The following is a 17,775-nucleotide window of genomic DNA, read 5'->3' as shown; positions in this document are numbered from 1 at the left end:
GCAGGCTGCATCCGGTCAGGGGTAAAGCCTGGTCTTTTCCCAATCATCAGCGGTGCGTGCAAACACAACGCGGTCATGCAGCCGGAATGGCCGGTCGTGCCAGAACTCGATGAATTGCGGGACAATCCGGAACCCCGACCAATGCTGCGGACGCGGGATGTCGCCGATGGCGTATTTGGCGGTGTATTCAGCGACTGCCTTTTCGAGAGCGAACCTGCTTTCGAGCGGGCGCGATTGCTTCGATGCCCAAGCACCAATGCGGCTGCCGCGCGGGCGCGAGGCGTAATATTCATCGGCTTCGACATCGCTGACCTGCTCGACCGGCCCACGGATGCGCACTTGTCGCCGCAGGGTTTTCCAATGAAAGCACATTGCAGCTTTCATCGAGCCGAGGATCTCCCGGCCCTTGGCACTTTCAAAATTGGTGTAGAAAACGAAACCTCGCTCATCGAACCCCTTGAGCAGGACCATGCGCACATCGGGCAGGCCATCGGCGTCAACCGTCGCAAGCGCCAGCGCATTGGGATCATTGGGTTCGGATGCCGTGGCATCCTGCAGCCACTGGGCAAAAAGCCGGTACGGTTCGGACGCTTCGGTAAAGTCACCAGTCGTTAACCCTGTTTCGGTCATACTCTTCCCTCATGCCTCCAGGCTGGAGTGGCTGTGCAGTGAAGATTGACCTAACAGAAGCGAACAAAGTGGAAAAGGGCGGGAGCGTGTACCGTGCGCTTTTGGCGCTGGCTTTGCCTGTTTGCCTGGCCTTGTCGGGATGCACCAGCACGGGCTCGTCAGCGGAGTCAGCGCTTTCGCTGGACACGACGACAACCGGGGCGATTTCACCCCTGTCAGCCGACAGCGAGATCATGTCGGACGAGATCGTGATCCGCGACATGGTTGGCGGACTGAGCCAGGATGAGCTGACAGATCCGCAACCCTGGTCCAATGCATTGACCGGTTCGGCGGGCGTGATCTCCAATTTCACCACATTGACCGACGGGGCGCAGACCTGTCGTCTGTTCCAGACCACGCGCCACGGCTTTGATGGCGTGGCGCTGATGAATGGCCGTGTCTGCCGCCGGCCCGATGGTGGCTGGGATCTTGTCAGTCTCGATCGCGCAGCCAGCTGACACGCCACTCACCTCCATAGTATTTGGATCATTTTTCGGAACCCAACCGGTTTCTCGCTTGAGGCATGCGCGTCAGGAAGCAGTACTGCTCATGTTTTTCCGCTCTTTGTCGTTTGTACACCGATGGTTAGCAAATCCTCGCTACGCTTCCCGAACTAACGCCCATACGGGAATTGTAACATGCGTAGTCCGTACACGGTGCTCGGCGTCAGCAAGACGGCCAAGGCTGAAGATATCAAGAGTGCTTACCGGCAACTCGCCAAGACATGGCATCCGGATCAAAACCCGGATGATCCGCAGGCTGGCAACCGGTTTGCGGAAATTTCCAATGCCTACAAACTGTTGATCGATCCGAATCTGCGGCTGGAGTTCGACCGCGGTCATATCGACGCCCGCGGCCGGCGGCGGCAGAGACCGGCGCGCGGATTTGCTGCAAATCCGTTCAAGGCCTTTAAACAGGCGATGGGCGGCGCCACCGGAACGAACGCGGCGGATGACCCGGGCGAGGGTTCGGACGAGGCAAGTTTCGAGGACATGGTGGTCCACATTTTTGGCGAAGCTGCGGCCAGCCAGTCCGGGCGCAATGCAACCCAGGACAAACCTCCAGGGCACCGGACCAAGCAGGACGCACCCGGCATGGATGAAGATCCGCTGGATGCGCTCGACACGCTTTTCACCAAATGGAAGACCCGGCACAAAGCGCAATCGGCCCTGCCGGTGACCCGGCATTGTGTGGATATCAGCCTTGAAGCCGCCTTCGAAGGCCACAGCGGGGAAATCGCTTTCGCGGACGACAAGACCGTGGCCTTCACCACCCCTCCGGGAACCGTCGATGGCGCCGAGATCCAGGTCCCCTCACCCGATCCGTTGACGATGGGTGACGCCGTTGTGACGATCCATCACCAGAAACATCCGCGCTTCCGGTCGCAGGGTCCGGACCTGCATGGCGAGCATGCGATCGACCTCGCGGAGGCGGTGCTTGGCGGATCCTTCGTGTTTCAGGGACTGGATGGCCCCTTGAGGATCGAGGTTCCTGAATGGTCCGGGTCCGACACCGTGCTTCGCGTTCAGGAGAAAGGGCTTCCCACCGCCAATGGCAGGCGCGGCGCACTGCTTGTCCATCTGCGTGTGATGCTGCCGCAAAAGCCCGATCCACGGCTGATCGACCTGATGCGATCAAGCCGGAAGGCGCTGTTCGTTTGAAATATCTGAACCAAGTGGATCAGCACACCGGCGCCACGCGCCATTAACCGCGGTGACTTGCAGCCCGTGGCCCCTTGTGCCATAGCCTGCTCGATACTTTCGAGGGAGACTAGCATGGCTGACACTTCCGGGCTGATGAAGGGCAAGCGCGGCCTGATCATGGGCGTGGCCAACAATCGGTCAATCGCCTGGGGCATCGCCAAGGCCTGCGCCGACGCCGGCGCCGAACTGGCTCTGACCTATCAGGGCGAAGCGCTGAAGAAGCGCGTCGAGCCGCTGGCAGCCGAACTTGGCGCGATTGTCGCCGGTCACTGCGACGTCACCGATCTCGACACCATCGACGCGGTGTTCGCCGAACTGGAATCGCAGTGGGGCAAACTCGATTTTGTGGTTCATGCCATTGCGTTTTCCGATAAGGATGAACTCACCGGCCGCTATGTCGAGACCAGCCGGGAAAATTTCAACCGCACCATGGAGATCTCGGTCTACTCGCTGACCGCAGTCGCCAAGCGCGCCGAACCGCTGATGAGCGATGGCGGCTCGATTCTGACGCTGACCTATTACGGCGCTGAAAAAGTGATGCCGCATTACAATGTCATGGGTGTCGCAAAGGCCGCGCTCGAGGCCAGCGTACGCTATCTCGCAGTCGATCTGGGCGGCTCCAACATTCGCGTGAATGCGATTTCGGCCGGCCCGATCAAGACGCTTGCGGCTTCCGGGATCGGCGATTTCCGCTATATCCTCAAATGGAACGAATACAATTCGCCACTCAAGCGCACGGTGACCATCGACGAAGTTGGCGATTCGGCGCTTTATCTGGTGTCGGATCTGGCGCGTGGCGTCACCGGCGAAATCCTGCATGTCGATTCGGGCTATCACACGGTCGGAATGAAGGCTGTTGATGCTCCCGACATAAGCGTCGTCTAGGTTCGTTCGGACCAGACCCAAAGCGAGACCGGAACCAACCACATGCTTCTTTATGTGATCCGCCACGGACAGACGGACTACAATCTGGAGGGGCGGCTTCAGGGCTCGCGTGACATTCCGCTGAATGATACCGGCCGCGGCCAGGCCACGGCAAACGGCCGGGCGCTGGCTGCAATCGGGGATCTGGAATTTCCGCTTTCACAGTTTGACTGGGTGTCCAGTCCGCTGGGGCGAACCCGTGAAACCATGGAGCTTGTCCGTCAGGCCGCGGGCCTGGAACCGGGCGGATACCGCACCGATCCGCTGCTGATCGAATTGTCGTTCGGCGACTGGGAGGGCGAAACCCTGGACGAGGTGGCGGCACACTCGCGGGACCTTATCGAACAGCGAGAGGGGGGCAAATGGGATTTCAGGCCACCGGGCGAGCGGGCTGAAAGCTACGCCTTGCTTGCCAAACGCATCGACACCTTCCTGACCACGCTGGCGGGACCGACAATCTGTGTGGCCCATGGCGGCGTGATCCGCACCCTGTTCAACCGGATCGGCAAAGTGCCTGGAGACGACGCCGCGATGATCGACATTCCGCAAGACCGGGTGCTGAAAATCAAGGACGATGCCATCGGCTGGGTTTGATCCGTAAATGCAGCCCGGCAGAATCAGTGGTGCCGACTACTGCACCAGTTCGAGATCGTTGATCATCCGCTTGCCATCGACTTCGGTATAGAAGATCACAACTTCCACATTCTTTTCCAGGCCTTCGAAATCGAACTCGGCGGGGGTCTGGTAAACCTTGCCGTCGTCGAGCTTGATGGTTTGTTCGGAGGTGGAAATCTCGGCGATCAAACCGGTGGCATCAGCGCTCTGGGCCAAAGCTGAAATAGGGGCGAGCATGGCGGAAACAGCCAACAAGGCGGAAATTGCGAAACGCATCGGACAGTCCTTGATCAATAAATTCGAGGTGCCCCTTTGAAGAGGCAGAATGTGGCAAAATTCATGGCGGCATGTGAGCCGCAATATATCGTGATGTCAACGAACCGGGCCTGGCTTGAGGTACTTTGCACAAAAGACTTCCCCCCACCCCCCGATATCCTCTAGAAGTCACGGCGAATGTTCAAAAGCGGGCGCGGCCCGCAATAGCCATGGTTGAATCGCATGTCGCACAACACCTTCGGCCACATGTTTCGCGTGACCACCTGGGGCGAAAGCCACGGCCCGGCGCTGGGCTGCGTGGTCGATGGTTGCCCGCCCGGTCTCCGCTTCACCGAAGCCCAGTTGCAGCACTGGATGGACAAGCGCAAACCGGGCCAGTCCCGCTTCGTCACCCAGCGGCGCGAAGACGATCTGGTCAAGGTGCTGTCCGGCGTCATGCGTGAAGATGATGGCGGGTTGATCACCACCGGCACGCCTGTGTCGATGCTGATCGAAAACACCGACCAGCGCTCGAAGGACTACTCCGAGATCGCCAAGCGTTACCGGCCCGGTCACGCGGACTACAGCTATGATGTCAAATACGGCGTGCGCGACTATCGCGGCGGCGGCCGCTCATCGGCGCGCGAAACCGCCGCCCGGGTTGCCGCGGGCGGCCTGGCACGGCTTGTGGTGCCGGGCGTAAAGGTTCGCGCAGCGCTGGTGCAGATCGGCCGGCACAAGATCGATTACGACAACTGGGACTGGTCCGAGGTCGACAACAACCCATTCTTCTGCCCCGACCCGGCCATGGTGCCTGTGTGGGAAGACTATCTCGATTCGATCCGCAAGGCGGGGTCCTCCGTGGGTGCCGTCATTGAAGTGGTGGCCGACAACGTTCCCGCCGGACTTGGCGCGCCGATCTATGCCAAGCTCGACCAGGACATTGCCGCCAACCTGATGTCGATCAACGCGGTCAAGGGTGTCGAGATCGGCAACGGCTTCGACGCCGCGTGCATCAGCGGCGAGGAAAACGCCGACGAAATGCGCGTTGACGCCGACGGTCAGCCGGTTTTCCTGTCCAACAATGCCGGTGGCGTCCTGGGCGGCATTTCCACCGGTCAGCCGGTCGTCGCCCGTTTTGCCGTCAAGCCAACCTCCTCGATCCTGAATGAGCGGCGGTCGATTGACTCCGACGGCAACGAGGTGGATGTGAAAACCAAGGGCCGGCATGATCCCTGTGTCGGCATTCGCGCCGTTCCCATCGGCGAAGCCATGGTGGCCTGCACGCTCGCCGACCATTATTTGAGAGACCGCGGCCAGACCGGCCGCCTCGACTGAAAGACCTCTTGCATGACATATGACCAAGCCCGCGTTGTCGCAGCCATTCGCGCTTTTGAAGCCGGTGAAATTGTTGTTGTCACAGATGACGGAGGCCGCGAAAACGAAGGCGACCTGATCGTGGCGGCGGTTCACTGCACGCCAGAAAAGATGGCCTTCATCGTGCGTCACACTTCCGGCATTGTCTGCACGCCGATGCCGCGCGAGGAAGCCAAGCGACTGAACCTGAATGCCATGGTGGCTGACAATGATTCGGCTCACACAACCGCGTTCACCGTCTCGGTCGATTACAAGCACGGCACGACAACGGGCATTTCGGCGGACGACCGGACACTGACGGCGCGCAATCTGGCCAATCCCAATGCCGGCGCCAGTGACTTCACCCGTCCGGGCCATATCTTTCCGCTGATCGCGCGCGAAGGTGGGGTGCTGATGCGGTCCGGTCATACCGAGGCCGCAGTTGATCTGTGCAAGCTCGCCAGTCTGCCGCCGATCGCGGTGATTTGTGAACTCGTCAATGATGACGGTACGGTAACGCGTGGCGAGCAGGTCGATGATTTCTCGGTCAAACACGGCCTCAAGCAGGTTTCCGTGGCCGATCTGATCGCCTACCGGCAGCGCAAGGAAACGCTGATCGACCAGATCGACAGCTTCGATGTGGAAACGGTAGCGGGACCGGCGAAAGCTCATTCCTACAAGCTGCCCTGGGATCCGATGCATCATCTGGCCGTGGTCTTTGGCGATATTCGCGATGGCGTCGATGTGCCGGTCAGGCTGCACCTTGAATCAGTCGTCGACGATGTGTTTTCCAAACAGGATCCAATGACTGCGATCATCGAACGGATGGCCACAGATGGCCGGGGGGTTGTGGTTTACCTGCGTGAAGGATCGGTCGGCGTCGGCCAGCGGGCGGCACGACGACAGCTTGCCGAGTCCTCTGAAGATCACGCCGAAGCTCAGGCGCGCGAGGATGAATGGCTGGAAATCGGCCTGGGTGCACAGATCCTCAAGGATCTCGGCATCACCTCGATCAAGCTGTACGCATCGCGCGAGCGCCACTATGTCGGGCTGGAAGGCTTCGGCATCCAGATCTCGTCGACCGAAATCATCTGATGACAAGGCGGCGGGCGATCATTGCCCGGCGCCGACTGTTGCCTGGCCGGACACATATGCCCTGACCGCCTCGCCGAAAGCCTGAAACAGCAAGTTGTTTACGGGATTGTCCTGCGGGTCATATTCGGCATGCCACTGCACGCCCAGCGCAAAGCCTTGCGCGTCCCTGAAGCGGATCGCCTCGATGGTGCCGTCCTCGGCTACGCCTTCGGCCACCAGCCTGTCGCCAAGCTTGAGGACGCCTTGCCCGTGCAGCGAATTCACCCGGATCAAATCGCGGCCGAGAATGCGCGCAAAAACACCGTCGGGAACCAGTTTCACGTCATGGCGATCGGCAAAGATAACGGTGGGATCAGGATGAATTTCACCGGTTTCAAGGCGCGGCATGCGGTGGTTGATCCGGCCCGGCAACTCGCGGATTTCGGGATGTAGCGTCCCTCCCCCGGCCACGTTCATCTCCTGAAAACCGCGGCAGATCCCGAACAGCGGAACCCCTTTGGCAACGCAGGCACCAATCAGCGGCAACGCAACAGCATCCCGCGCAATATCATACGGCTCATATCTGGGATCCGGCTCGACGCCGAACTGGCTCGGATGGACATTCGCCCTCGCCCCGGTCAGCAGAACGCCGCTCACCACGGACAACAAATCCGATATGTCGGTGATGAGAGGATTGCCCGCGAAAATCATCGGCAACGCGCCGGTGACGTCGGCAATTGCCTGCAGGTTTCTTTCCCCGGCCATCTGCACGGAGAACCTGTTTTCCATATTATAGGTATTGCCGATGATGCCGATGACAGGCTTGGCCATAAAGTGGTCCCGCATTCAAATCCGGGCCGCCGGGGCTGGCGACCGCATGTCTAATGTTTTTCACACCCGGCCAAAATCGACAACTCCAAACCAATTAAAAAACTCCGGTTGCCGGTCACTTCCGCCTGACCATGCCCGATATCCAGGTCAATCGGCGTTCCAGCCGTCCGCGTAGACGATCTCGCCGACACCGGCGAAGCGGGCGACACGGCCGAGTTCCGCATCAAGCCGGGCCAGACGCCCGGCAGACGCCCTGATCTTCGGTTCCAGCCAAAGCCGGGCGACATTGAGGACACCGGCCTTGCGGTCTGCTTTCATGTCGATGCGGCCGATCATCCGGTCGCCCTCAAGCAGCGGAAAGACATAGTAGCCAAATTCGCGTTTGGCCTCCGGAACGAACACCTCAATCCGGTAACGGAAACCGAACAGGCGTTCGGCCCGGTTGCGATCGCGCAACAGCGGATCGAACGGGCTGAGCACCCGGATCCGGGCCGGCGGCTCGGGCCAATCGTCCGGGTCCGGCGACAGACCGGCAAAGGCGAAGGACGCCCGGGACTTCGCGCCTCCGGTGCATTGGATTTCAACTTCATCGAGGGCGCTCCGGTTGGAACTGACCCAGTCCTTTGCCTCGTCCGGCGACACCAGGTCCCAGAAGGCCGCGATTTCGCCGTGGGTGGCAAATCCCAGCCGCGAAAGCGCGCTGCTGCAGGCCCAGTCGACAAAATCGGCGTGGGAAACTTCCTCATTGAGGTGATCGCCCGGGATGACACGCTCACTCAGGTCGTAGACTTTCTGAAAGTTCTGCCGCGCACTGATTGCCAGCTTGCCCGTGTGCCAGAGAAACTCGAGCGCCGTTTTCGACGGATGCCATTCCCACCAACCACCGGACTTGTGATCGGCCTGCTTGACCTCACGCGCGAGAATCGCCCCACCGTCAGCGATTTTGGCATAGGTTTCATCGAAAGCCCGGTCGAAGCCTTCGCCGTGCCATTTCGCCCATCTTATGCGCATTGTCGCCTCCCTTCGCCGGAACCTGTGTTTCCAGTAGGGATAAAACGCGCTCGGGATGATCGAGGCGTCATGGGTCCAGTGTTCGAAAAGCGCCCTGTCGTCCTCCAGCAACTGCCTGAGGTGTTCGCGCCTGAAGGTCTGGTTGCGTGAAAACAGGATCTGGTTGTGAGCGCGCTCGACAGTGGAAATGCTGTCGATCTGAACAAAACCGAGATCATGGATGGTCTGCAGCAGATCCGGTTTGGACAGCGCCCGCGACGGCGATGCCGAAAGCCCCTGCTTGGCCAGAAATATCCGCCGCGCCGCCTTGTTCGAGATCTGAATCACCATCCGCCAAACCTACACATGTTTTCACCTGTTCCAACAGCAAGTCCTGTTCATGGGGACAAACCCACCACGATCCGGTTGTGGCTCTCCGTGCTGCCCAAACTTTCAGCCACACACGCCCAGGCTTCGGAGCTGGCTTCTCGCGCGATCCATCTGTAGATTGGCGGCATGACGGCTCGTTCTTCTCCAATCCGGTTCTTCTGGAACATCTGGCGGCATTCGGCCACCCGAAATGACCTTGATAGCGCAGGACACCCGTCGCAGCTTGGTGCGAGGCTTCCGGTTCTCGCACTGCTGACCTTGGTTTGGGCCAATGCTGCGCATGGCCAAACTGTTCACACCCTCCCAACTCCTGCGCCGGTTGAGTTCGTCACCGCAACGGACAAGGGTGCATTCATACAGGCTGGCGGAAAAGTTTTCGCGGTTTTGCCCTGTGATGGCGACGCCGGAATTTGCCTGAAGCCTTTCAATCTCGCATTCGGGCAGGATTCTGCGCCAGATGGCGCGCTTCCCGATGGCCGCGTTGCCAGCTCGGGTTCGGGCGACATAAGACGGGCATGGTTCGCACGACCGTCGACACGGTATGCGCACGGAGTGCTCGGCGACGCCATTGAAGCTGGATCGCTGGTTGTGGTTACAGCTTCGGGGAGCGTCCTGGAGGCCGTTTTGCCGGAGAGTCAGGTGTTCGAGGACATCACGCCGCGGATTGCGGATCTGGATGGAGACGGAACCAACGAAGTCATCGCCATCCGGTCGTCCAATAGCGGTGGCGCGGCGGTCGCGATATATGGCCTTGTTGAAAATCTGCTGACGCTGCGCGGCGCCGGATCGGAAAACGGCCATCCCAATCGCTGGCTCAACATCGCCGGCTTGATTCCGCGTCCCGATGGCGGCCTGACACTCTACGGCGTTCGCACGCCCCATATCGGCGGACGTCTGTTTTCTCTGGATTTCAGGTACGGTAAACTCACCGAAAACAATGACATTGCCACCGATGTGTCCAACCACATCATCGGTTCACGGGAGCTGGGCATGTCGGCGACCGGTCAATTCGGTGGCCGGATGGAGCTTGTGCTGCCCTCTCAAAACCGCAGGCGCCTGAGGTTTCCGCTGACTGGTCGCGCCGACATTCCCCTGCCAGCTTCGATCGACAAGGCGATCGTTGTGGTGGATGGTCGCGTGGTCACTGCGACGGCAGATGGAACACTGATTGTTGTGTCCCCATGAACTCCGATACCGGAAGCACTGGTATCGATGCATTTTCATCGCTAGATAGGTTTGATGACCACTTTTTATTATTCCAATCCCATCTGCCTCGAACATCAAACGCCTCCCGGCCATCCGGAGCGGCCAGACCGGCTCAGAGCGCTTGAGGCGATCTTTGAACATGAGCATTTCAACACGCTGGTGCGACACCTGGCTCCCGAAGCCGCGGCCGAATCGGTTTTGCTGGCGCATCCCGAAAGCTATCTGACGCGGATCCGCGCCGCGATTCCGGAAACCGGGTTTGCCAAGATCGACGAAGACACAGTGGCCAGCCCGCGATCGATGGAAGCCGCACTGATTTCGGTCGGCGGCGCGATGGCTGCGGTGGATGCGGTGTTCAGCAAGGAAGCCGACAACGCCTTTGTGGCCACCCGGCCGCCAGGCCACCATGCCGAGAAGAATACGTCGATGGGGTTTTGCCTGTTCAACCAGGCGGCCATCGCGGCACGGCATGCGCAGAAGGCCTATGGCGCGGAGCGGGTGGCGATTGTCGACTGGGACGTGCATCACGGCAACGGCACCCAGGACATCTTCTATGACGATGCCAGCGTGATTTACTGCTCCACCCACCAGATGCCGCTTTATCCGGGAACCGGCGCCTTGCGGGAAACCGGCAAGGGCAACATCTTCAATGCGCCGCTGTCGGCCAATGACGGCAGCGACCATTTCCGCGAAGCCTTCAAGACCCGCATTCTGCCGGCGCTGGAGGAAGCGCGTCCTGACCTGATCATCATCTCCGCCGGGTTTGATGCCCATCACCGCGATCCATTGGCCGAAATCAATCTGGTGGCCGACGATTTCGACTGGGCAACAGGAAAGGTGATGGAAATAGCCGGACGTCATGCCGGCAACCGGGTCGTCAGCCTGCTGGAAGGCGGCTATGATCTGGTGGGCTTGGCGGAATCGGCCGCCGCCCATGTGATCCGGCTGCAGGAGGGCTGAACCATGAGCGAAACCAACGAGATGACCGACCTGAGTTTCGAGCAGGCCGTGGCCGAACTGGAACGGATCGTCGAGCAGCTTGAACGCGGCGATGTGGCGCTGGACAAGTCAATCGAGATCTATGAGCGCGGTGAAGCCCTCAAGGCGCATTGCGAGAAGTTGCTCTCCGCCGCCGAAAAACGGATCGAGAAGATCCGCCTTGACCGGCAGGGCCAGCCCGCAGGCACGGAACCACTGGATACGGATTAGAATCGCAATGTCAGGCCGCAATGGCAGGAGAACGGCATGAGCTATTTTGGTGGAGAGGATGACCCGCGTCCGGGTGACGCTTTCGCCTGTGATGCGATCGAACATCTGATCGTCCCGTCCTCGCGCGATATTGGCGGCTTTTCGGTCAAGCGGGCATTGCCAACCGTGCGCCGCCGGATGGTGGGGCCCTTCATTTTTTTCGACCGGATGGGTCCTGCCATACTCAGGCGCGGCGAAGCCATGGACGTGCGCCCTCACCCGCATATCGGCCTGTCCACCGTTACCTATCTGTTTGACGGAGCGATCCGCCACCGCGACAGCCTGGGCACCGAAATGGTGATCAAACCGGGCGATGTGAACCTGATGACCGCAGGCCGCGGCATCGTCCATTCCGAACGGTCTCCCGAGGAGATGCGCGGCGGCGACATGGCGATATCCGGGCTGCAGACATGGCTCGCCCTGCCCGACCGGCTTGAGGAGATGGATCCGGCTTTCGCCCACATCGCCACCACGGACCTGCCCGAAATCACCGATCACGGCATTCGCGCCCGCGTGATAATGGGCAGTTTTGGCGGACATGTTTCACCCGTGCCGCAATATACCGGCACGCTTTATGTCGATCTGGCGCTCAAGCCGTCCGCCTCGGCGCCGTTTGACGCCCATTGGGAAGAGCGCGCAATCTATTTGCTGGAAGGCGAGATCGAGATCGCCGGCGACCGGTTCGGTCCCGATCAGCTTCTGGTGTTTCGTCCGGGGGACGCGATCACTGTCACCGCCGGACCAACGGGCGCGCGGATGATGCTGTTTGGCGGCGAGAGCATTGCCACCAAACGCCATATCTGGTGGAACTTCGTCTCCTCGTCCAAGGAGCGGATCGAACAGGCCAAGGCGGAATGGCGCTCGGGCCGGTTCGACATTGTGCCGGGCGACGCAGAAGAGTTCATACCGCTGCCGGAAAGGTGACGGATCACCTGCAACTCGAGCACGAGCCAGCCTGTGGCAAGTACGCCCAGGCCAGCATTTCCCAAACCTGCTCGGGTTTACACACTTCTTTTTACGGGCTACGCGGTGGTCGATTGTGAGGCATGACGTGACAAACAAGCCAGTAACCCCGCTTCTCGACACGGTTCATTATCCCGCCGATTTGAAAAAGATCGATGACAAGCTGTTGCCGCAGCTTGCCCAGGAACTTCGCGCCGAGATGATTGACGCGGTGTCGCGCACCGGCGGGCATCTGGGCGCAGGCCTTGGTGTGGTTGAGCTGACAATCGCCATCCACAATGTGTTCGACACACCGCATGACCGGCTGATCTTCGATGTCGGCCACCAATGCTATCCGCACAAGATCCTGACCGGGCGCCGTGATCGCATCCGCACGCTGCGGCAGGAAAGCGGGCTTTCAGGCTTCACCAAGCGCAGTGAAAGCGAGTACGACAATTTCGGCGCGGGCCATTCATCGACCTCTATTTCCGCGGGCCTCGGCATGGCGGTGGCGAGCGGGTTGCAGGGCAAGCGGCGCAATGTGATCTCGGTGATCGGCGATGGCGCGATGTCGGCCGGAATGGCCTATGAAGCGCTCAACAATGCCGGTGCGCTCGACGCGCGGCTGATCGTCATCCTCAATGACAATGACATGTCGATTGCCCCTCCGACCGGGGCAATGAGCGCCTATCTGGCGCGGATGGCGTCCGGCCGCACCTATATGGGCTTCCGCGAGGCCGGCAAGAAACTGACCGCCTATCTCGGCAAAAACATCGATCGCGCCATCACCCGCGCCGTCGAGCATGCCCGCGGTTACGTGACCGGCGGGACCATGTTCGAGGAACTGGGATTTTATCACATCGGCCCGATCGACGGCCACAATCTCGAACACCTGCTGCCGGTACTGCGCAATGTGCGCGACAATGGTGACGGGCCGGTGCTGATCCATGTGGTGACCCAGAAAGGCAAGGGCTACGCGCCTGCCGAAGCGGCGTCGGACAAGTATCACGGCGTCTCCAAGTTTGACGTGGTGACCGGAACCCAGGCCAAGGCCAAACCGAATGCGCCAAGCTACACCGCCGTGTTCGGTGAAGCGCTGACGCAGGAAGCCTCGCTCGACGACAGGATCGTGGCGATCACCGCCGCCATGCCCGGCGGTACCGGAATTGACAAGTTTTCCAAGGTGCATCCGACCCGCAGCTTCGACGTCGGGATCGCCGAACAGCACGCCGTGACCTTTGCGGCAGGTTTGGCGAGCGAGGGCATGAAGCCGTTCTGCGCGATTTACTCGACCTTCCTGCAACGCGCCTATGACCAGGTTGTCCACGACGTGGCGATCCAGAAATTGCCGGTCAGGTTTCCGATTGACCGGGCCGGATTTGTCGGCGCTGACGGCGCCACCCATGCCGGTTCGTTCGACACGGCCTATCTTGCCTGCCTGCCCGGTTTCGTGGTGATGGCGGCATCAGACGAGGCCGAACTCAAGCACATGGTGCGCACCGCAGCGGCCTATGACGAAGGCCCGATCTCGTTCCGCTACCCGCGCGGCGAAGGTGTCGGCGTCGAGATGCCCGAACGCGGAGAGATCCTCGAAATCGGCAAGGGCCGAATCATGCGCGAAGGCTCAAAAGTGGCGCTGCTGTCGTTTGGCACGCGGCTGGCGGAATGCCTGGTTGCAGCCGAAGATCTTGATGCCGCAGGACTGTCGACCACCGTGGCCGATGCCCGGTTCGCCAAACCGCTCGATCATGACCTGATCCGTCAACTGGCGCGTCACCACGAGATTCTGATCACCATCGAGGAAGGCTCGGTGGGCGGTTTCGGCAGCCAGGTGTTGCAGTTGCTCACGTCCGAGGGCCTGCTTGATGGCGGCTTGCGCGTCCGCTCGATGGTGATGCCGGACATCTTCGTCGATCACGCCTCGCCCGAGACGATGTATGGCCGCGCCGGTCTTGACCGCAAGGGCATTGTCGACACGGTGTTTCGCACCCTGAACGGGACGAGCCGTGACAGCGCCCAGGTAACCCTCCTGAAACCATAAGTATTTGCCGCCGCCTAACCACGTCTTTTGGTCGTTCCGAAACGCCTTTTTGCTAGTCTTCTCGAAACAAAAGAAGACTGTGGGGCGTTTTGACAATGACGACGAAAACCGCAAAGCAACTTTGCGCCGACATGATTATGACGGCATCCCTGGCATTGTTCGGCTTGATCCCGGCTGCTCGGGCGGATGCGCAACCGACCTATGACCGGCGTATCGAGGAAGCCGCGATCCGCATGTTGCAGCCCAAGCTTGGCGACATTCGCGGCTCGCTGGATCTCAACACCGAAGACCATTTGTTCCCGCCCTTGAGCGAACGACCGGAGGTCCGCAAGCAAGCGCGCATACCTGCAGCCTTGCTGACTGGCCATAGCGAAGGCAGCCTGATCAGCTACTGAAGCCCGCAAAACCGCACAAAACGCTTGCCCTGACACCGCTTCCGGGCGAAGACGGCGGCATGACATCCCCCTCCTCCCGCACTCCGCCTGACCGCGACCGGCTGGACCAGACCCTGGTCCGGCTCGGCCTGTACGAGAGCAGGTCGCGGGCACGTGATGCGATTGCGCGCGGCGCGGTTAAGGTCGACGGCAAGGTGGTGGCAAAACCCGGCGCGCTGATTGCGGCATCAGCACCGATTGCGCTGTGCGATCCGGCGCGCGACTATGTCTCGCGGGCGGCGCTGAAACTCAAAGCCGGCCTCGAAACCTTCGGCTTCGACCCGGCAGGACGCGCCGCGCTTGATATCGGCGCCTCGACCGGCGGCTTCACCCAGATCTTGCTTCAGGCGGGCGCAAGCCATGTCCTCGCCGTCGATGTCGGCCATGACCAGCTTCACCCCTCGCTTGCATCTGATCAGCGGGTCAGCAATCGCGAAGGCCTGAACGCGCGTGAGTTGACGCGCGATCATCTCGAAGGCCGCGAGATCGGGGCGGTTGTCAGCGATGTGAGTTTCATTTCGCTGAAGCTGGCGCTGCCCGCCGCACTCGACCTGGCATCGTCCGGCGCCTTCGCCGTGCTGCTGGTCAAGCCGCAATTCGAGGCCGGGCGGGCCGCAATCGGCAAGGGCGGATTGCTCAAGGATGCCGCGCAGGGACCGATCATCGCCGAGGATCTCGCCGCCTGGCTCGGATTCCGTCCGGGCTGGAGCGCCACCGGGCCGATTGCCTCGCCGATTGAAGGCAGCGACGGCAACCACGAATTTCTCATTGGAGGCGTCAAGGCATGAGCGCACACAAACTGGACATCACGCGGCTGGGTGGACAGGGCGACGGCATCGCCGAAACCCCCGGCGGCCAGATCTTCGTGCCGTTCACCCTGCCCGGCGACGTGGTCAACGTGGCCCTGGAGAAAAATCGCGCCTCGCTGATGTCGGTGCTTGAGCCTTCTGCCGACCGGGTGACGCCGCCCTGCCCGCATTTCGGCCCGGACCTTGAGAATGCCGGCTGCGGCGGCTGCGCACTGCAGCATATGGCGGATGCGGCCTACCGCGAGTGGAAGCGCGGCCTGGTGGTCTCGGCGCTGGAAGGCCGCGGCATCGAGGCCGAAGTGGGCCCTCTGGTCGCCTGCGCGCCGGGCACACGCCGACGGGTGGTGTTTGCCGCCCGGCGCACCGAGAAAGGCGCCATACTCGGCTTCAACCGCGCGGCCAGCCACCAGATCGTGGCGATCGAGAGCTGCGTTGTTGCGACCGGCCGGATCAATCGGGCGCTGCCACGCCTGCGGCGTCTGGCGACGGCGGTGGCGGTCGGCCGGGAGGCGTTCCACTTCTCCGTGCTCGATGCCGAACCGGGCCTCGACATCGCGGTCGACGCGCCGTTCAAGCTGAGCGAACCGGACCGGCTGCGGATTATTTCCGCGGTGCGCGCCGAACAGCCGGTGGCGCGGCTGAGCTTCAATGGCGAGATCCTGATCGAAAAACATCCGCCGCAGCTCACATTCGGCAGCGTGGTGGTCAGCCCCCCGCCGGGAGGTTTCGTGCAGGCAAGCCATGAGGCCGAGACCGTCATGGGTGATCTGGTCACCGACCATCTGAAAAAATCCAAGCGGGTGGTGGATCTGTTTTCCGGCTCCGGCACCTTCACGCTGAGGCTTGCGGCACACGCGCACATTCACGCCGTGGAAGGCGATGGAGCGTCGCTGGCAGCCCTCGACAAGGCGGCGCGGCGGGCGCAGGGGTTAAAGCCGGTGAGCGTGGAAAAGCGCGACCTGTTCCGCCGTCCGTTGATGGTAGCCGAACTCAAGCCCTATCAAGGCCTGGTGTTCGACCCGCCGCGCGCCGGCGCCGAGGTGCAGGTGGCCGACATTGCCCGCTCGACAGTGAAACACATTGCCGCGGTTTCGTGCAACCCGGTGACGCTGGCGCGCGATCTCGAGATCCTGATCAAGGGCGGCTACAGGATCATGTCGGTCACGCCGATCGACCAGTTCCTGTGGTCCAGCCATGTCGAGGTTGTGGCGCTGCTGGAACGGCCGAAACGGTAGGGGCGCTTCGTCCATCCGTCACCCCGGACTCCATGGCCTGAGCCTTCGCTTTTTTGCCGTCACCCCGGACTTGATCCGGAGTTCAGCCCGCCCAAGTTCTTGGGCGGAAAGAGTCCCTGACCCGGCAGACGCCGGGTCGCTGGATACCGGATCGGGGTCCGGTATGACGGGGTGGAGAAACAATGCCCGCCACACATCCCTCAGCCACACCAAAACCCCGCGCGCGAAAAATTCGCCGGCGGTCTGGGGGCAGTCTTATCGTCCGGACATGATCCGGACTTGTGGGGCACGGGCGACAGGCCCGTGGTGGATGGAAGAAGTGGCTTGGCGCATATCACCCGCGCCCCACCGGTGAGGGACACCTGCACCTTCCGGGCGCAAGTGGGCCTCCTTCCTGCAAAGCTTGACGCGAGCCCTAGGCGGTTTCGTTTTGTTCGGCTCTTTGGAAACCGAACACCGCCCTCTCCCACCCACGCCCGACAGAATGGATCCGTCAGACGCGGCAGGGATGGGTCAGGCCGACGTTTGTGGTGATGCCACATGCTGTGGCCGGGCAGCCCGCCCGACCAGAGATGCGGATCAAACGCCGCCGGATGCAGCCCAAACAGGCGGCAGCCGGTTCCGGCCATTCGCGCGAGTACCCTTGCCCTGATCCACCTCGATCCGGCAGGCCCCCGCGCTGACCGGGGTGTTGCTTCGCAAGTTTTTGGCCCGCAGGTACGGTGCCCGCGCGCCAAAACTCACCGCCTTCCGCCGGCCAGAGCTCCGTAAACCCCGGCCATCCGTTGGAACGGAAGGTTTGCGAAGTATCGCACGGGGCGAAAAGGTGGGGAAAAAAGTGTGGCAGATATTTTTTGCAGGAGGTGCGGGTGACGCGGTGGCGAGAGGAATTTCGGGGACAGCGACTTCAGGGTGAATGCTCCACCGGCTAAAGCCGGTGGCTTCAGGTTACGGCTATAAGCCGGATTGGTCCGCCCTTCGGCGGACTATACGACCTCAAAATCATCGTCAGGGTCAGGCGGCTTCTGGTTCTTGATATACTCTTTCCACACT

At 61.3% G+C, this 17,775-nt stretch carries 18 protein-coding genes; 14 read left to right on the top strand and 4 right to left on the bottom strand.

Annotation, left to right across the window (positions count from 1 at the left end):
• Positions 1-15: 15 nt before the first annotated feature.
• A complete protein-coding gene (gene pdxH, locus ABJN75_RS08940; RefSeq protein ID WP_348438859.1) occupies positions 16-630 on the bottom strand; it encodes a pyridoxamine 5'-phosphate oxidase in 615 nt (204 codons plus the stop codon).
• A gap of 86 nt (positions 631-716) precedes the next feature.
• Between pdxH and ABJN75_RS08935 the strand changes: the two genes are divergently transcribed.
• The 4 genes from ABJN75_RS08935 (at position 717) to ABJN75_RS08920 (ending at position 3,890) form a co-directional block, all read left to right on the top strand.
• On the top strand, positions 717-1,127 hold the full coding sequence (locus tag ABJN75_RS08935) for an RT0821/Lpp0805 family surface protein (protein ID WP_348438857.1): 411 nt from the start codon (positions 717-719) through the stop codon (positions 1,125-1,127).
• Positions 1,128-1,307: 180 nt separating this feature from the next.
• Positions 1,308-2,330 carry a DnaJ C-terminal domain-containing protein gene (locus ABJN75_RS08930; protein WP_348438855.1) on the top strand — a complete coding sequence of 341 codons (1,023 nt, stop codon included), beginning with the start codon at positions 1,308-1,310 and terminating at the stop codon, positions 2,328-2,330.
• A 114-nt stretch (positions 2,331-2,444) separates the two neighbouring features.
• Complete coding sequence (fabI, locus tag ABJN75_RS08925; RefSeq protein ID WP_348438853.1) at positions 2,445-3,257, top strand: enoyl-ACP reductase FabI; 813 nt, start codon at positions 2,445-2,447, stop codon at positions 3,255-3,257.
• Positions 3,258-3,299: 42 nt separating this feature from the next.
• Complete coding sequence (locus tag ABJN75_RS08920) at positions 3,300-3,890, top strand: histidine phosphatase family protein (RefSeq protein ID WP_348438851.1); 591 nt, start codon at positions 3,300-3,302, stop codon at positions 3,888-3,890.
• Between the two features lie 36 nt (positions 3,891-3,926).
• Here ABJN75_RS08920 and ABJN75_RS08915 read toward each other — a convergent pair whose 3' ends face one another.
• Positions 3,927-4,187, bottom strand: a complete 261-nt coding sequence (locus ABJN75_RS08915) for a DUF1344 domain-containing protein (RefSeq protein ID WP_348438849.1) — start codon at positions 4,185-4,187, stop codon at positions 3,927-3,929.
• A 222-nt stretch (positions 4,188-4,409) separates the two neighbouring features.
• Between ABJN75_RS08915 and aroC the strand changes: the two genes are divergently transcribed.
• Both aroC and ribB read left to right on the top strand, forming a co-directional pair.
• Entirely contained in the window at positions 4,410-5,504 is a 1,095-nt protein-coding gene (aroC, locus tag ABJN75_RS08910) for a chorismate synthase (RefSeq protein WP_348438847.1), read from the top strand.
• A 12-nt stretch (positions 5,505-5,516) separates the two neighbouring features.
• Positions 5,517-6,617 carry a 3,4-dihydroxy-2-butanone-4-phosphate synthase gene (gene ribB / locus ABJN75_RS08905; protein WP_348438845.1) on the top strand — a complete coding sequence of 367 codons (1,101 nt, stop codon included), beginning with the start codon at positions 5,517-5,519 and terminating at the stop codon, positions 6,615-6,617.
• An 18-nt stretch (positions 6,618-6,635) separates the two neighbouring features.
• Here ribB and ABJN75_RS08900 read toward each other — a convergent pair whose 3' ends face one another.
• Complete coding sequence (locus ABJN75_RS08900) at positions 6,636-7,427, bottom strand: gamma-glutamyl-gamma-aminobutyrate hydrolase family protein (protein ID WP_348438843.1); 792 nt, start codon at positions 7,425-7,427, stop codon at positions 6,636-6,638.
• Positions 7,428-7,574: 147 nt separating this feature from the next.
• Entirely contained in the window at positions 7,575-8,768 is a 1,194-nt protein-coding gene (locus ABJN75_RS08895) for a winged helix-turn-helix domain-containing protein (protein ID WP_348438841.1), read from the bottom strand.
• A 165-nt stretch (positions 8,769-8,933) separates the two neighbouring features.
• Here ABJN75_RS08895 and ABJN75_RS08890 point away from each other — a divergent pair, with 165 nt between their 5' ends.
• The 8 genes from ABJN75_RS08890 (at position 8,934) to ABJN75_RS08855 (ending at position 16,722) form a co-directional block, all read left to right on the top strand.
• Positions 8,934-9,992, top strand: coding sequence for a hypothetical protein (locus tag ABJN75_RS08890; RefSeq protein ID WP_348438839.1), 1,059 nt, complete (start codon positions 8,934-8,936; stop codon positions 9,990-9,992).
• Between the two features lie 54 nt (positions 9,993-10,046).
• The gene (locus ABJN75_RS08885; protein WP_348438837.1) at positions 10,047-10,973 is read left to right on the top strand and encodes a histone deacetylase family protein; all 927 of its coding nucleotides are present in this window, start codon (positions 10,047-10,049) and stop codon (positions 10,971-10,973) included.
• A 3-nt stretch (positions 10,974-10,976) separates the two neighbouring features.
• Positions 10,977-11,222 (top strand): exodeoxyribonuclease VII small subunit, encoded by a 246-nt coding sequence (locus ABJN75_RS08880; RefSeq protein WP_348438835.1) that lies wholly within the window; start codon positions 10,977-10,979, stop codon positions 11,220-11,222.
• 36 nt (positions 11,223-11,258) lie between these two features.
• Complete coding sequence (locus ABJN75_RS08875; protein ID WP_348438833.1) at positions 11,259-12,185, top strand: pirin family protein; 927 nt, start codon at positions 11,259-11,261, stop codon at positions 12,183-12,185.
• Positions 12,186-12,312: 127 nt separating this feature from the next.
• Positions 12,313-14,244 carry a 1-deoxy-D-xylulose-5-phosphate synthase gene (gene dxs, locus ABJN75_RS08870; protein WP_348438831.1) on the top strand — a complete coding sequence of 644 codons (1,932 nt, stop codon included), beginning with the start codon at positions 12,313-12,315 and terminating at the stop codon, positions 14,242-14,244.
• A 95-nt stretch (positions 14,245-14,339) separates the two neighbouring features.
• The gene (locus tag ABJN75_RS08865) at positions 14,340-14,639 is read left to right on the top strand and encodes a hypothetical protein (protein ID WP_348438829.1); all 300 of its coding nucleotides are present in this window, start codon (positions 14,340-14,342) and stop codon (positions 14,637-14,639) included.
• A 59-nt stretch (positions 14,640-14,698) separates the two neighbouring features.
• On the top strand, positions 14,699-15,466 hold the full coding sequence (locus ABJN75_RS08860) for a TlyA family RNA methyltransferase (protein ID WP_348438827.1): 768 nt from the start codon (positions 14,699-14,701) through the stop codon (positions 15,464-15,466).
• The gene (locus tag ABJN75_RS08855; RefSeq protein WP_348438825.1) at positions 15,463-16,722 is read left to right on the top strand and encodes a class I SAM-dependent RNA methyltransferase; all 1,260 of its coding nucleotides are present in this window, start codon (positions 15,463-15,465) and stop codon (positions 16,720-16,722) included. The genes ABJN75_RS08860 and ABJN75_RS08855 overlap by 4 nt, the downstream gene beginning before the upstream one ends.
• Positions 16,723-17,775: the final 1,053 nt, after the last annotated feature.

The sequence above is a fragment of the Hoeflea sp. genome (assembly GCF_039975035.1).
Classification (GTDB): Bacteria; Pseudomonadota; Alphaproteobacteria; order Rhizobiales; family Rhizobiaceae; genus Hoeflea.
The sequence above is the reverse complement of the archived record's forward strand: the minus strand, read 5'-3'. Positions and strand labels throughout refer to the sequence as shown.